Annotated in this window: 12 protein-coding genes; 5 read left to right on the top strand and 7 right to left on the bottom strand. The window is 71.8% G+C overall.

All coding sequences use genetic code 11. The features are described 5' to 3' along the window. Positions 1 to 290 precede the first annotated feature (290 nt). From JIX55_RS14225 to JIX55_RS14215, 3 genes are read right to left on the bottom strand one after another with little or no spacing between them, the layout of a single operon-like run. On the bottom strand, positions 291 to 923 hold the full coding sequence (locus JIX55_RS14225; RefSeq protein WP_257563679.1) for a TetR/AcrR family transcriptional regulator: 633 nt from the start codon (positions 921 to 923) through the stop codon (positions 291 to 293). Between the two features lie 35 nt (positions 924 to 958). After that, positions 959 to 3,043, bottom strand: a complete 2,085-nt coding sequence (locus JIX55_RS14220) for a YhgE/Pip domain-containing protein (protein WP_257563678.1) — start codon at positions 3,041 to 3,043, stop codon at positions 959 to 961. Continuing rightward, complete coding sequence (locus JIX55_RS14215; protein WP_257563677.1) at positions 3,015 to 3,911, bottom strand: ATP-binding cassette domain-containing protein; 897 nt, start codon at positions 3,909 to 3,911, stop codon at positions 3,015 to 3,017. The genes JIX55_RS14220 and JIX55_RS14215 overlap by 29 nt, the downstream gene beginning before the upstream one ends. A 174-nt stretch (positions 3,912 to 4,085) precedes the next feature. Here JIX55_RS14215 and JIX55_RS14210 point away from each other — a divergent pair, with 174 nt between their 5' ends. From JIX55_RS14210 to JIX55_RS14200, 3 genes are all read left to right on the top strand, one after another. Beyond that, the gene (locus tag JIX55_RS14210; RefSeq protein ID WP_257563676.1) at positions 4,086 to 4,625 is read left to right on the top strand and encodes an SAV_6107 family HEPN domain-containing protein; all 540 of its coding nucleotides are present in this window, start codon (positions 4,086 to 4,088) and stop codon (positions 4,623 to 4,625) included. Positions 4,626 to 4,757: 132 nt separating this feature from the next. Next, a complete protein-coding gene (locus tag JIX55_RS14205) occupies positions 4,758 to 5,585 on the top strand; it encodes a methyltransferase (protein ID WP_257563675.1) in 828 nt (275 codons plus the stop codon). 287 nt (positions 5,586 to 5,872) lie between these two features. Further along, positions 5,873 to 6,274 (top strand): DUF3040 domain-containing protein, encoded by a 402-nt coding sequence (locus JIX55_RS14200; protein ID WP_086761755.1) that lies wholly within the window; start codon positions 5,873 to 5,875, stop codon positions 6,272 to 6,274. 396 nt (positions 6,275 to 6,670) lie between these two features. Here JIX55_RS14200 and JIX55_RS14195 read toward each other — a convergent pair whose 3' ends face one another. The 4 genes from JIX55_RS14195 to JIX55_RS14180 all read right to left on the bottom strand — a co-directional run bounded on the left by JIX55_RS14195 (position 6,671) and on the right by JIX55_RS14180 (position 12,418). After that, the gene (locus JIX55_RS14195) at positions 6,671 to 9,196 is read right to left on the bottom strand and encodes a transglutaminase TgpA family protein (protein ID WP_257563674.1); all 2,526 of its coding nucleotides are present in this window, start codon (positions 9,194 to 9,196) and stop codon (positions 6,671 to 6,673) included. Then, positions 9,193 to 10,551, bottom strand: coding sequence for a DUF58 domain-containing protein (locus JIX55_RS14190; protein ID WP_257563673.1), 1,359 nt, complete (start codon positions 10,549 to 10,551; stop codon positions 9,193 to 9,195). Before JIX55_RS14190 ends, JIX55_RS14195 begins: the two co-directional genes overlap by 4 nt. Beyond that, positions 10,548 to 11,588 (bottom strand): AAA family ATPase, encoded by a 1,041-nt coding sequence (locus JIX55_RS14185; RefSeq protein ID WP_257563672.1) that lies wholly within the window; start codon positions 11,586 to 11,588, stop codon positions 10,548 to 10,550. The genes JIX55_RS14190 and JIX55_RS14185 overlap by 4 nt, the downstream gene beginning before the upstream one ends. Before the next feature lie 284 nt (positions 11,589 to 11,872). Beyond that, positions 11,873 to 12,418, bottom strand: a complete 546-nt coding sequence (locus tag JIX55_RS14180) for a beta-class carbonic anhydrase (RefSeq protein ID WP_257563671.1) — start codon at positions 12,416 to 12,418, stop codon at positions 11,873 to 11,875. Between the two features lie 327 nt (positions 12,419 to 12,745). Between JIX55_RS14180 and rsmH the strand changes: the two genes are divergently transcribed. Then, the gene (gene rsmH, locus JIX55_RS14175) at positions 12,746 to 13,702 is read left to right on the top strand and encodes a 16S rRNA (cytosine(1402)-N(4))-methyltransferase RsmH (RefSeq protein ID WP_257563670.1); all 957 of its coding nucleotides are present in this window, start codon (positions 12,746 to 12,748) and stop codon (positions 13,700 to 13,702) included. 145 nt (positions 13,703 to 13,847) lie between these two features. Then, positions 13,848 to 14,411 carry a hypothetical protein gene (locus tag JIX55_RS14170; protein ID WP_257563669.1) on the top strand — a complete coding sequence of 188 codons (564 nt, stop codon included), beginning with the start codon at positions 13,848 to 13,850 and terminating at the stop codon, positions 14,409 to 14,411. Positions 14,412 to 14,507 lie beyond the last annotated feature (96 nt).

Raw genomic sequence — 14,507 nt, 5'->3', positions numbered from 1 at the left:
TGAGATGAGTACGCGCGCGGATGGGCTGCGACCTGCGGGAACGAGAGAGTGGAGGCACGGGAAGGGGCGCGGCTCCGGTACCGCCGACACGGGGCGGCGGAACGGTTCTCGCGCTCTTTACCGCTCCTTCCGTCGACGCGATCGCCCAGATCGTCCGGATCGACGAGCGTGACGGGTCGGCGGGAGCGAGGCACGGGGGAGACGGGGGGAACGAGGAAGCGCCGGTTCGAGGTGGCCCGCGGGGGACGCGGCCAGGTCGAACCGGCGCTCTCGTACGCGCCCCGATCCGGCTAGCGGTTCCCGCTCACCCGGCCCTGGAGCAGCCGGGACAACGCCGCGTGGACGTCGTCCAGGGAGCGCTCCGGCTGGAAGGCCTTCCAATCCAGGGCGGCCACCAGGACCATGCCGACCAGGGCCGACGCCGTCAGCCCGACGTCGATCTCGTCGCTCAGCTCGCCCCCCTCGACAGCCGCGCGGAGCACGTCCTCGACGACCGCGACCGCCTCCTGCCGGACGACCATCAGCGTGGACTGCCAGGCCCGGTTGGTGCGCCACAGTTCGGCCACGTACAGCTGGGTGAAGGACGGGTAGCGGTCGATGAAGACGAGCCCGGCCCGGACCATCGCGTCCAGGGAGTCGACCCTGCTGCCGCCCTCTTTCTCGGTGCGCTCGGCCGCCTCCCGGAGAGAGACGGTGAGGAGTCCCACGCCGTGCCGCAGCAGCTCCTCGAAGAGGACCGACTTGCTCGCGAAGTTGTAGTAGACGGTGCCCTTGGCGACGCCGGCGCGCTCGGCGATCTCGTCCACCGTGGTGGCGGAGAACCCCTGCTCCGCGATCAGGGTGACGGCTGCTTCGTAGAGTTTCTGCCGGGTCGCCTCGCGGCGGCCCCCGCCTGCGCCGCCGGGGGCGTTGCTGCTTTCCATGGCCCTGATTGTCACAGGAACCCTGCCGTGCGCGGTCACAGACTCAACTCCGGGTGCAGCCGGTCCAGGGTCCACACCTGCTTGCGACGGGCGGACAGGGCGGTCAGCGCGAGGGCGCCGACGGTGAAGGCCACCAGCACCGCGCACGCCTGCCAGACCGGACCCGGACCGCCGCCCGTGATGAGCCTCCTGAGGGCGTCGACGACGTGGCTCATCGGCAGGAAGGGGTGCACCGCGTTGAAGAAGTCCGGGCTGGTCTGTACGGGGTACGTGCCGCCCGCGGACGTCAACTGGAGCATCAGGAAGGCGAGGACGAGGATCCGGCCCGCCGCCCCGAAGCGCGCGTTGAGCCACTGCACGATCGCCGCGAAGCACGCCGTCACCAGGAAGAGGAAACCCACCGTCCCGGCCGCCCGCACCATCTGCAGGCCGACCGCCCAGTGGAGCACCGCCATCAGCGCGACCGTCTGCAGCACCCCCAGCGCGGCCACCGGCAGCCAGCCCGCCAGCGCGATCCGCCACGCCGAGGCGCCGGCCGCGAGAGCCCGCCGGTTGAGCGGCTGGATCAGCATGTACGCCACCATCGCGCCCACCCACAGGGACAACGGGATGAAGTACGGGGCGAACCCGGTGCCGTAGTTGGGCGCCTTGTGCAGGTCCTTCGTGGCCAACCGCACCGGGTCGGCCATCACTTCGGTGCGCCGGTCGCGGTCCTGCTCGTCGTAGTCCGGGATCTGCTCGGCGCCGTCGTGCAGACCGCCCGCGAGCTTCCCGGAGCCATCGGCCAGCTTGTACATGCCGCCCTTGAGGTCGATCGCGCCCGTCTTCAGGTCGCCGACGCCCGTGTCGAGGTCCTCCGCGCCGGTCTTGGCGGTGCCGAGGCCCGTGTGCAGCGTCTTGGCCCCCTTGGCGACCTTGGCGGCGCCCTTGTTGAGCGCGTTCACTTCGGTGACGGCGTTGTCGAGGTCCTCGGAGAGGGTGGGCGCCGCCTTCGCGAGGGCGCGGGCCTGCTTCTCCAAGGTCTCCAGGTCCTTGTCGAAGGCCTTCATGTCACCGCCGTAGTTCTTCACCACCGTGTTGACGTCCGCGGCGAGCACCGCCGCGTCCGCCGCCGCGTCCTTCGCCTTCTTCAGGTCCGCGCAGGCCGCGTCGGGCAGTACGGCCTCCTCGCAGCGCCGCTCGTAGACGTCGTCCAGGGTGTCGGACGCGGCACGGGTGCCGGTCTCGGCGGCCGGCGCCGTCTTGACGAACGCGTCGAGGTGGCCCCGGATCGTGGCCGCCGAGTCGGCGACCAGGGTGGCGGTGTCGGCGATCGTGTCGCCGTTCTCGTCGAGGAAGGGCCGCACCTGGTCCGCCGCACCGCCGACCTTGTCGGCGAGCTTCTGGGTGCCGTCCGCGACCTGCTGGGCCCCGTCCTCCAGATCGCCCGCGCCCTCGTCCAGGTCCTTCAGACCACCGGACAGCTCCCCGCTGCCCTCCTTGGCCTCCTTCAGACCGGCCGCGAGGTCCTTGGAGCCCTTCTCCGCCTTGTCGATGCCGCCCTTGAGGTCGTCGGCGCCGGCCGCCGCCTTCTCGGTCTCCCCGTGGATGTCCGAGAAGGAGATGAAGATCCGGTCCAGGAACGACCGCGACGCCTTCGTCGACGCCGCCGTCCGCACCTTCGAGAACACCGTCCGCGAGATCTGCCCGACGATGTAGTTGTTCGCGTCGTTCGTACGGACCTGAAGGGCGCCCGTCTCCGGCGCGTCCCCGGAACTGGACGCGATCCGCTCGCTGAAGTCCGACGGCATCGTCAGCGACAGGTAGTACGTGCCGTCCTCGACGCCCTCACGTGCCTCGGCGGCGCTCATCCGGTGCCACTCGAAGGTGTCGCTGTCCCGCAGCCCCTCGGCGATGTCGTCCCCCGCCGTCAGCTTCTGCTTGCCGACCGACGCCCCCCTGTCGTCGTTCACCAAGGCCACGGGGATGCGGTCGAGACGGCTGTACGGGTCCCAGAAGGACCACAGGTACAGGGCGCCGTACAGCAACGGCAGCAGCAGGAGCGAAGCCAGTGCTGCCCGCGGCAGCTTCCCCCGGCCGAACCGCCTGAGCTCAAGCGCGGCGAGTCGCGGCGAGCGCATCGGCCGTCTCCTTGTCGTTGTCGTCGCTGTCGCTGTCGCTGTCGCTGTCGCTGTCGCTGTCGTCGCTGCCGTCGGGCGCGGGCCTGGGCCAGGGCTCGGGGGAGGGGGCTTCGCGTACGTCCTCACGCGCGCGTGAGCTCTTCTCCGGCGTCGTCGACACGACGACCGCCCCCTCCGGGGCCTCGCTGCACACCGCCAGGACCGTGATGCCGGACTCGGTGAGGGAGCGCAACAGGGCCCAGGTCTCGGCCCGTTCGGCGTCCGAGAGTTTCAGGTCGGTGTCGTCGACGCCGAGCAGCCGCGGCCGGCCGATGAGGGCGAGGGCGATGGACAGCCGCAGGGCCTCCAGCCGGTCCAGGTCGCGCACGGCGGTCCGAGAGCCCTTGGGCAGGGCCTCGCGATCGAGCCCGGCGGCGGTCAGGGCGGCCTCGACGCGGAGCTTCGCCTCGGCGGCGCGTTCGGCCCGGGGCAGCAGCAGCCCCCGCAGGGAGCCGTCGAACCGCCGCTGCAGCAGCGCCCGTTCACGCAGGTGTTCCCCGACGGTCAGGGCCGGATCGAGGTCGGTCACGCCGGGGACGTGGGCGAGGGCGCTGATCCGGCGGACGGCCGCCATCCGCTTCGGCAGCCGGAGGGAGCCGACCGTGGCGTGGCCCTCGCTCGGTTTCATACGCCCGGTGAGCGCGAGCAGCAGACAGGTCCGGCCCGACCCGGACGGCCCCTCGACCGCGACCAGTGAGCCGGCCTCCGCGCCGAACCCGACTCCCCGGAACGCCCAGCCCCGTGGCCCCTTGAGCCCGAAGCCCTCGGCAGCGACAGCGACACCGTCGGCCGTCTCCGGCCCGGCGTCCGCCACACGTGGCTCTTCCATGCCCCAGACCCCTCTTCCAGGTTTTGAACTGACTGGTCAGTGCAAAAACTACTCCGAACCTGTGATCGAAGCAAAAGTGCAGGTCAGAACGGATTGTCAGTGGCATACCGCACGATGAGCACATACGGCACCTCGTGTCAGGGCGTGCCGTCACGCGACGACAGGAGGTTCGTCATGGCCAGCTACCACGCAGCAGCCGCCAACCGGCGCCGCGCCACCGGCCCTGCCCCCTCACTGACCGGCCCGGCGAGCGACGTGCACCCCGTGCTGCGCCGGGCGACGGCCCCACCCGCCGCCCTCGGCCTGCTCGCCCAGGCGCGCTCCGGACTCGACGAGGCGTCCGGTCTCCAGACGCCCAACGAGCGGTACGCCACCGCCCACCTGGCCGCCCTGCGCACCGCCGCCGCGGTGCTCGCCGCCCGGGGCCGCCCGGAGCCCACCCCGAAGCGCCGCGCCAAGATACGGAGCGCTTGGGAAGTGCTCCCCGAGATAGCGCCCGAACTCGCCGAGTGGAGCGCCCTGTTCGCCTCCGGCGCCGCCCGCCGGGCCCGTGCCGAGGCCGGCATACAGGGCGCGGCGAGCGCGCGTGACGCCGACGACCTCATCCGCGACGTGGCGATGTTCCTGCGCCTCGTCGAGCGGATGCTGGTCCTCCAGCCGGTGCTGCCGCAGCCCAGGCAGGACGGCGACCCGGGAGTCCCGGACGCGGGCTGACCGGCCGCCCCGGCGCCGCCCATTAGGGTTGGGGCATCAGCACCCTCCGCCGCGGCCGCCGGGCCCCGGCGGAGACGCAAGCCCATCGCTCCGCCGCACACCAGGCGGTGCCGCGCCGAGGAGTCAACTGCCGTGTCGGACCCGATGCGCCCGCCCGTCTCCCATCACCACGCTCGGACGACGTCGCTGCGTTCCGATCCCTCGCGACCCCGCGCCTCCCTCCGTACCGCCGTGGTCTGGGAGGTCCTCCAGGACGCCCTCGACCGCCGGGTGAAGGCCACGGGACGGGAGTCGCTCGACGTGCTGGACACCGGGGGCGGCAGCGGCAAGTTCGCGGTGCCCGTGGCCCGCCTCGGCCACCGTGTCACCGTCGTCGACCCCAGCCCGAACGCGCTGTTCGCGCTGGAGCGCCGGGCCGCCGAGGCCGGTGTCGCCGACCGTGTGCAGGGCGTCCAGGGCGACGCGCACGGCCTCTTCGACGTCGTCGAGCGCGGCGGCTACGACGCCGTGCTCTGCCACGGCGTCCTGGAGTACGTGGACGACCCCGCCGAGGGCATCGGCAACGCGGTCGCCGCGCTGCGCCCCGAGGGCGTGCTCAGCCTGCTCGCCGCGGGCCTCGGCGGCGCGGTGCTCGCGCGGGCCCTCGCCGGGCACTTCAAGGAGGCCCGGCAGGCGCTGGACGACCCGAACGGACGCTGGGGCGAGGGTGATCCGGTACCCCACCGCTTCACCACCGAGCAGCTCACCGCGCTCGTCGAGGGCGCGGGCCTGGAGGTCGCCGCCGTGCACGGCGTCCGGGTCTTCGCCGACCTGGTACCCGGTGTCCTCGTCGACACCGAACCCGGCGCCCTGGACGCCCTGCTCAAGCTGGAGGCCGCAGCCGCCGAACTGCCCGCCTTCCACTCCGTCGCCACGCAACTTCATGTGCTGGGCGAGACGCGAGGGACCGCCGAGTCCTGAGCCGTCTGCCGCGGCGAACGAGGATGACCCGCTGATCAGGGACTCGGTGGCGGATGGAGTACGCCACAGGCCCCCCGATCGGGCGCTCGGAGCCGTATGATCGAGGGAGACCGTTCCGGCATGACGGGCCGTCCGCTGGGGAATTCACACCTCAGCGAGTCGGGGTGCCATGGCGGATTCCGGTTGGCGAATTGGCGTAGAGGGGCGGGTTTCAAGGGGGCGATTCCCTGCCTATCCTGAAGAGGCCCCCCGGGTCGCCCCGGCGACCGCACGATGAGGAGGACTCCGTGCCGCTCTCAGAGCACGAGCAGCGCATGCTCGAGCAGATGGAGCGAGCGCTGTACGCCGAAGATCCCAAGTTCGCGTCAGCGCTTGAGGGAAGCGGGCTGCGTACGTACACCCGGCGGCGGGTCTACCAGGCGGTCGCGGGCTTTCTGGTGGGTATCGCGCTCCTCATGGCCGGAATGGTCGCACAGCAGATCTGGGTCAGCGTGGTGGGGTTCCTCGTCATGCTGGGCTGCGCGGTGCTCGCCGTCACCGGTTGGCGCAAGGCCCCCAAGCCGGGTGAGCAGCCCACCGGTGCCGCAGGCTCCGCCGGTGCGCGTCGACAGACACGACAGCGCCGCTCCATGATGGACCGAATCGAACAGCGCTGGCAGCGCCGTCGTGACGAGCAGGGCGGCCACTGAGCCCCCCCGGATCGCCGATTCGCCAGCCACAGCTGAACATGGACGAAGGGTGACCACCCCAGGGGCGGTCACCCTTCACGCACGCCCGGAAATCGAACGACCGCGGTTCTCCACGCGACAGCTGCCCGGCGATGCCGGGCGCCCCGGGGATCTCGTGGCGGCGGCTGTACAGGGAGGTTGCTGAGCGGAGAGTCACGCACCCCGCTTCATGCAGCTACCCTGCCCGCCACTCCCCGCGGTGTTCTGCCACCCACCCCGCTCCCCGTGGGATCTGCCCCGCCCGTGCCAGTTCCGCCCCGTGTATGCGCTGCCACCCCTCACCCCCTTACACGACCCCCTCGCACGCCTCTGCCCCCGCCGGGCGATCCCGGCGGGGGCAGAGGCATGTGTGGAGCCTCAGCTGTTCTGGCTCGTCGAGGGGCGTCGCCAGGGCAGCCGAAGCGTCGGGATGCGGGACAGCAGTTCGTCCCTGGCGCCCGCCCAGCGGGCGGAGAGGGCCCAGGCCACCCGGATGGCCGAACGTGGCAGCAGCAGTGCCCGGAGCTTCGTCCGGCGGCCGGCGTGCGCCCGGAGGCCGACTCCGACCTGGTGCGCGTCCCGGGCGAGGCCCGACGGGATCTGCGGACGCGGAGCGAAGAGGACCTGCTCCACCGCCGCCGCCACCCGATGCACCGCGTCCGCGGCCGGCGGTTCGAGCTGCCCGAGCCGCACGATCCGCGCCGCCGCCTTACGGGGCGTCTGCGACTCGTCCGGCGCGATCCCGTAGTCCCACGCCGTGTCGGTCACCTCCTGCCAGGCGGCCAGCGCATGGGCCGCCGCGGCCTCCGTACGGCCGTACGCGGTGGCCCTGCCCGGTGGCGCCGGGATTCCGTCCAGGGAGCCCCCTTCGTCGGCCACATCCCGCGAGGCGGCCGGCCCATGGGCCGGGACCGCACCGTCGTGCGCGCCGAGCCGTACGGACCTGACCCGCAGCCGCCACAGCATCGGCAGCAACGGGATCGCCAGCACCAGGAGCGCCCCCGGAAGGGTCAACAGGGTCCAGGGCGAGAAGAACAGCAGAGACCAGAGCGAGCGCTCCTCGTCGTCGGACCCCGCCACGGCCGCCGCGGACTCGCTCGCGCAGGCCCCCAGCTTCGCCTCCTGCGGCGTGCAGCTCTCGCTCGCCGACGGCTCGGCCGACGGCGCGGTGGACGCCGACTGCGAAGGCCGGGGCACGTCGGGCAGGCCGCTGGTGCCGGAGTCCTCCGGCACCGTGTACGGAGGAGTCGTGCCCCGGTTGGGGGTCGGCTCGAAGCGGGTCCAGCCCACGCCCTCGAAGTACAGCTCCGGCCAGGCGTGCGCGTCGCGCAGCCCCACCGACATCGTGCCGTTCGTCTGCGGGGTGCCAGGGGTGAAGCCCACGGCCACCCGGGCCGGTATGCCCAGCGTGCGGGCCATCGACGCCATCGAGAAGGAGAAGTGGACACAGAAGCCCTCCTTCTCCTCCAGGAACCGGGCTATCGCCCGCGCGCCCGTGCCGGACCGCACCTCGGTGTCGTAGGTGAACTCGCCGCTGAACGCGAACCAGTCCTGGAGCTTCACAGCCCGCTCGTAGTTGTTCTTCGCCCCCTTGGTGACCTCCAGCGCGGTCCGCGCCACCACCGGCGGCAGCGAGGAGGGCACCTTGGTGTACTCCCGCCGCAGGGCCGGCGGCGGCTCCGGCGCCGAGGAGAGCTGCTCCGCGGTGGGCTGCACGATCAGGCTCTCGACCTGGTACTGCGCGCCCTTGGTGTCCTGGCCGTGGTCACCCACGAGGGTGCGGCCCACGGGCTCGTACCGCCAGTCGCCGTCGATGTCCACGCTGCTCACCGGATACGGCATCGGCAGCCAGTTCTGTTCGTAGTCCTCGGCCGCGACGATCCGGGTCTCGATCGAGGTCCGCTTGACGTCGGAGGCGAGGCCGGTCGGGGTGCCGAAGTCGTCCGGCACCTCGGTGATGGAGCGCTCGGTCGGCTTCCAGGAGGTGCCGTCGAAGTCGTCCAGGGAGACGATCCGCAGATACATCTCCTGCACATTGTCCGTGTTGGTGCGATAGGACAGGACCTGGCGGTCCTCGTCCACGTTCAGGCTGCCGCGCAGCGACACCACGGGGTTCACCGCGGAGATCGTGCCGCCGCCACCGGAGCCCCCGCCGATGCCGGTGCCCGCGCCGTCCAGCAGCCCGCCGTCGAGGGCGGGCAGTCCGAGTGGCACCACCAGGGCGATGCCCAGCGCGACCGCGCCGATGCGCCGACCGGTGCGCACCGGGGCGACGGCGCCGCTCGCCGACTCCGGGCGCTGGCCGTGCGGCGCGCCGCCGAAGACCCGGCCCCACTGCGAGAGCCGGTCGCGGCTCTCGGTCAGGAGCAGCAGCAGGTAGCCGGCGGACGCCAGCACGAACCACAGCCATGCGGCGCCGTCGGAGAGTCCCGCGGCGACCGAGTACAGCGCGAGCAGCGGCAGGCCGGCCGGGGCCGCGCTGCGGAACGTCACCGCGAGCGCGTCGACCATGAGGCCGATCACCAGGACCCCGCCGATGATCATCAGCTGGATGCCGTCGCTCAGGGGCGCCGGGATCGCGTACCGCCCGATGTCCTCGGCGCCGGTCTGCAGCAGCGTCGCGAAGTGCTGGAACGCCTCCGGGCCGGGGATGATCCCGGCCACCGCCTGCTCCCGGGCGAAGACCAATGTCAGCATCATCAGCGCGACCAGCGCCTGCGCGGCCACGGTCAGCGGCCGGGCCAGCGGGACCCGCCGGGTGAGCGCGCCCGCGCCGGTCTGTACACCCAGCATCAGGGCCGCCTGGAAGATCCAGGTCGCCGGGTCGACCAGCGGCAGCAGCGCGCACGCCGCCATGATCGTGGCGGCCCAGGCGCACAGTGCCAGCCTCGCCCGACCGCTCATGACCGTCCCTCCATACCGAACCCGGACATCACACCGGTGCGCTGTCGGTCCGCCTGGCGCCACAGGTCTGTCAGTGAGGCGCCGCGTGGCACGGTCAGCGCCGTCCAGCCCGCCTCGTGCAGCAGGCGCAGCGACTCCTCGCTCGCGCCCCCGGCACCGGGCACCTCGCCCGGTTCCGTCGTCCACGCCTCGCTGTCCAGCAGGAAGGCGACCGCCCCGCCGCTGCGCTGACGCATCTTGCCGATCACCGTCGCCTGCTCCTCGTCGAGGTCGCCGAGGAAGGCGATCAGCAGCCCCTCGTTGCCGCCGCGCAGCACGTCGTACGCGGGCGAGAGGCCCGTGCCGTCCGAGTGGTCGATCACCGCGAGGGTGTCCATCATCAGCCCGGCCGCGTCCGCCGATTCCTGGCTGGCACCCGCGAACCCGTCGGCGCCCTCGCCGGGGACCGAGTTGCCGGTGTCCGTCAACAGCCGCACGGAGAAGCCTCGTTCGAGCATGTGCACCAGCATGGACGCGGCGCCGGAGACGGCCCACTCGAAAGCCGAGTCCGGGCCCGCGCCGAGATACGCCTCGGCCCGGGTGTCCAGCAGCACCGTGCAGCGGGCGCGCTGCGGCTGCTCCTCGCGGCGGACCATCAGCTCGCCGTAGCGTGCGGTCGAACGCCAGTGCACCCGGCGCAGGTCGTCTCCGTGTCGATAGCCGCGCGGGATCACGTCGTCCTCGCCGGCCAGCGCCAGCGAGCGCTGCCGTCCGTCGCCGTACCCCTTCGCCTCGCCGCTCAGCCGCACCGGCGGCAGCGCCTCCACACGCGGGATGACCGTCAGGGTGTCGTACGTGGAGAAGGACCGGGTCAACTCGCACATGCCGAACGGGTCGGTCAGGCGCAGTTGGAGCGGGCCCAGCGGATAGCGGCCGCGCAGATCGGAACGGACGCGGTACGACACCTCGCGGCGGCCGCCCGCCTCCACCCGGTCCAGAACGAACCGGGGGCGCGGCCCGAGCACGTACGGCACCCGGTCCTGGAGCATCAGCAGCCCGGTGGGCAGCCGCGAGACGTTGTCCATCCGCAGATGGACGCGGGCCTCACTGCCGGCGGGCACGCGAGCGGGGGAGAGGCGGCGGCTGCCCGCGACCCGGTAGCGGGTGCGGTACAGCACGGTCGCACAGACCAGCGGCAGCACGGCGAGCAGCAGCCCGACCCGGAGCAGATCGCTCTGCCCGAGGACGTACGCGCATATGGCGGCGGCTATGCCGGCGGCCAGGAAGGAGCGCCCGCGCGTGGTGAGGCCGGCGAGGGCCGTGCGCAGCCCGCCCTTGTCCTGCTCCGGGGTGGGCGCCGGCCCGGCGGTGGTCATCCAAGCCTCCGCGGCGGCTGCTGCGGGTACGCGGGCGCGGTGTGGACCGAGCCGAAGCCGCTCTGCGGCGGAGGGGCCTGCGGCACGGGCGTGCGCTGCAGGATCTCCTGGACGACCTGCTCCGGCGTACGGCGGTTGAGCTGGGCCTGGGCGGTGGGCAGCAGCCGGTGGGCGAGGATGGCCACGGCGAGCGACTGGATGTCGTCGGGCAGCGCGTACTCCCGGCCGCTCAGGGCGGCGGTCGCCCTCGCCGCGCGCAGCAGATGCAGCGTGGCACGTGGCGAGGCGCCGAGTCTGAGGTCCGGGTGGGTGCGGGTGGCGCCGACCAGGTCCACCGCGTAGCGCCGGACCGTTTCCGCGACGTGCACATTGCGGACGGCCTCGATCAGCTTCACGATCTCGTGTGCGTGCGCCACCGGCTGCATGTCCTCCAGCGGCGAGACCCCGCCGTGGACGTCGAGCATCTGCAGCTCGGCCTCAGGGCTGGGATAGCCGACGGAGACGCGGGCCATGAAGCGGTCGCGCTGTGCCTCCGGCAGCGGATAGGTGCCCTCCATCTCGACCGGGTTCTGCGTGGCCACCACCATGAAGGGGCTCGGCAGCTCGTACGTCGTGCCGTCGATCGTGACCTGGCGCTCCTCCAGGGACTCCAGGAGCGCGGACTGCGTCTTCGGCGAGGCGCGGTTGATCTCGTCGCCGATCACGATCTGCGAGAAGATCGCGCCCGGCTTGAACTCGAACTCCTTGCGCTGCTGATCCCAGATGGACACACCCGTGATGTCCGACGGCAGCAGGTCCGGCGTGAACTGAATACGCCGCACGGAACAGTCGATGGACCGCGCCAGTGCCTTGGCCAGCATGGTCTTGCCGACGCCGGGTACGTCTTCGATCAGAAGATGTCCCTCGGCGAGCAGCACTGTCAGCGAAAGCCGTACGACCTCAGGCTTGCCCTCGATCACTCCTTCGACCGAACTGCGGACTCGCTCCACAGTGGTGGTCAGATCAGTGAGGCTCGCTCGATCGTCATAGGTCGTCACACGGCCCTCCTCGGCCCGTTCTTTCTCCAGGCCGACGCTCTGTGATGCGGACCGGCCCACCCCGAAACACGGACACCACGCGCGAACTGCTCAGCGTGACGCCACACCCGCATTCTTGCTGCCGTTACCAATCCGTGTCACTCGCCTGTGGATAACAGTCGGCGATATGTCAGGCTTGCGGCCCTTTGGACGCCAAGATGCCAGGAGATTGACAGGAAACCGGGGCTGCGCGGGACCGCCCAGGGGTTGTAGACGGGCGGTGCGGGCGGCCAGGTTCGATGCGCTCAGGCCGGGTCGATCTCCCGGAGCAGCCCCGTCTTCACATCGAAGACGAAGCCGCGTACGTCGTCGGAGTGCAGCAGGAAGGGGTTGGTGCGCACCCGCTGCATGGACTGCCGTACGTCCTGGTCGACATCCCGGAAGGACTCCACAGCCCAGGCCGGGCGCTGGCCGACCTCCGCCTCCAGCTCGGTACGGAAGTCCTCGGTGAGGGACTCCAGGCCGCAGCCGGTGTGGTGGATCAGGACGATGCTGCGGGTGCCGAGCTTGCGCTGGCTGATGGTGAGGGAGCGGATCACGTCGTCGGTGACCACGCCGCCCGCGTTGCGGATGGTGTGGCAGTCGCCCAGCTCCAGGCCTAGCGCGTCGTGCAGGTCGAGGCGGGCGTCCATGCAGGCCACGACCGCGACACGGAGGACGGGGCGGGCGTCCATCCCGGGATCGGAGAACGCGGCGGCGTACCGCTCGTTCGCCTCGACGAGACGGTCGGTGACGGTGCCGTCGGATATGGCGCCTTCGGGTCCGGGGGGAACTGCTGCGGAGGTCGTCATAGCCAAGACGGTACTGGTCACGACCCCGGAGGGCGCTCTGTGAGAGAGGACAAAGAACGTCATTGAGGCTTGTTGTGAGGTAACCCACAGGAGTGGCTGGATCACGCCCATGCAGGTGATTTCTCCCCTTTTGAGGCTTCGTTCGTGGAAGGCGTCGCGACGCGCAGGCCGGTTGATTGACCGCGAAGGGCCGTGGACTAAAGTGACGCGGAGCGGGAGGCGAGGCCCCCCGCTGGACCGAGAACCCCAGGAGAACCGGTGACAACCCGGCATCTCCCCGCGTGCGCGGCGCGTACGTGCGGCTCGCGCCGGACCTGAGAGGGCCCCTTGAGCAACAGCCGCCACGTCCCCGTCATGCTCCAGCGGTGCCTGGACATGCTGGCCCCGGCCCTCACGGAGCCCGGCGCCGTCGTGGTCGACTGCACACTCGGACTCGGCGGACACAGCGAGGCACTGCTCACCCGGTTCCCCGAGGCGCGGCTCGTCGCCCTCGACCGCGACAAGGAGGCGCTGCGCCTCTCCGGCGAACGGCTCGCCCCCTTCGGTGACCGCGCCACGCTCGTGCACGCCGTCTACGACGAACTCCCCGACGTACTCGACCGCCTGAGCCTCCCGCGCGTCCAGGGCGTCCTGTTCGACCTCGGCGTCTCCTCCATGCAACTCGACGAGGCCGACCGGGGCTTCGCATACGCCCAGGACGCCCCCCTCGACATGCGCATGGACCAGACGACCGGCATCAGCGCCGCCGAGGTCCTCAACACCTACCCGGCGGGCGAACTCGTCCGGATCCTCAGGGCGTACGGCGAGGAGAAGCAGGCCAAGCGGATCGTCTCCGCGATCGTGCGCGAGCGCGCCAAGGAGCCCTTCACCAACAGCGCGCGCCTCGTCGAACTGATCCGCGACTCCCTGCCGCAGGCGGCCAAGCGCACCGGCGGCAACCCCGCCAAGCGCACCTTCCAGGCACTGCGCATCGAGGTCAACGGCGAACTCACCGTCCTGGAACGGGCGATCCCCGCCGCCGTGAAGGCCCTCGCGGTCGGCGGCCGGATCGCCGTGCTGTCGTACCACTCGCTCGAAGACCGCCTCGTCAAGCAGGTGTTCGCCGCGGGTGCCGCCACCACCGCGCCCCCCGGACTGCCCGTCGTCCCGGAGCGCTACCAGCCGCGGCTCAAGCTCCTCACCCGTGGTGCCGAACTTCCCACCGAGGAAGAGGTCGCCGAGAACCGGCGCGCCGCCCCCGCGCGTCTGCGCGGGGCGGAACGTATCCGGGAGGACGCCGAATGAGGCGTACGGGGCAGCCGCACGCGGTGCGTGAAGGGGTCGGTGCGTGAGTCCGGGAAGGGAACTCGCGGGGACGGTGTGTGAGTCCGGGAAACGAACTCGCAGGGAGGATGTGTGAGTCCGGAAAACGAACTCGCAGGGAGGGTGTGTGAGTAGGAAACCCGAACTGAGGGGCCGGGCCGCCCGTCTGGCGCGGCTCCTTCCCGCAGGGCCCAAGGGGGCCGCCCGCACCCCGTTCGTCCTCCTTGTCGTCCTGCTCCTGGGCGGCGGCCTCATCGGCCTCCTCGTGCTGAACTCCGCGCTCAGCGAAGGGTCGTTCAAGCTCGACGACCTCCAGGACGACGTGAAGAGCTACACCGACGAGGAACAGGCACTCCAGCGGGACGTGGACGCCTACTCCGCGCCCGACGCCCTCCAGCGCCGCGCCCGCGAGCTGGGCATGGTCCCCGGCGGCGACCCGGCCTTCCTGAACCCCGACGGCACCGTCAAGGGCGTACCGAGCGCCGCCCAGCCGTCCGTGATCCGTATGCCGCTCGTCCTCGCGCCCGAGGCGCTCGACCCGGGACCGCCCGAGAGCCCGACCCCCACCCCCTCGGTCTCTCCGGCGCAGCCGCCGCCGGCGCCCTCGGTCACCCCCACCCCCACCCCCACGTTCATCCCCACCAGCCCGCCCGTACAGTCCACCCAGCTCCCGACGACCCCCGGCAGGTGACGGAAGTGGCCGATTCAGGCAGGCAGCCCCCCCGCCGCCGTGTACCCGGACCCGCCCGGCCCGTGCGCCCGGGCGGTCAACAGCGCCGCCCGGGCC

It is taken from the genome of Streptomyces sp. DSM 40750, assembly GCF_024612035.1.
Taxonomy (GTDB): Bacteria; Actinomycetota; Actinomycetes; order Streptomycetales; family Streptomycetaceae; genus Streptomyces.
The sequence above is the reverse complement of the archived record's forward strand: the minus strand, read 5'-3'. Positions and strand labels throughout refer to the sequence as shown.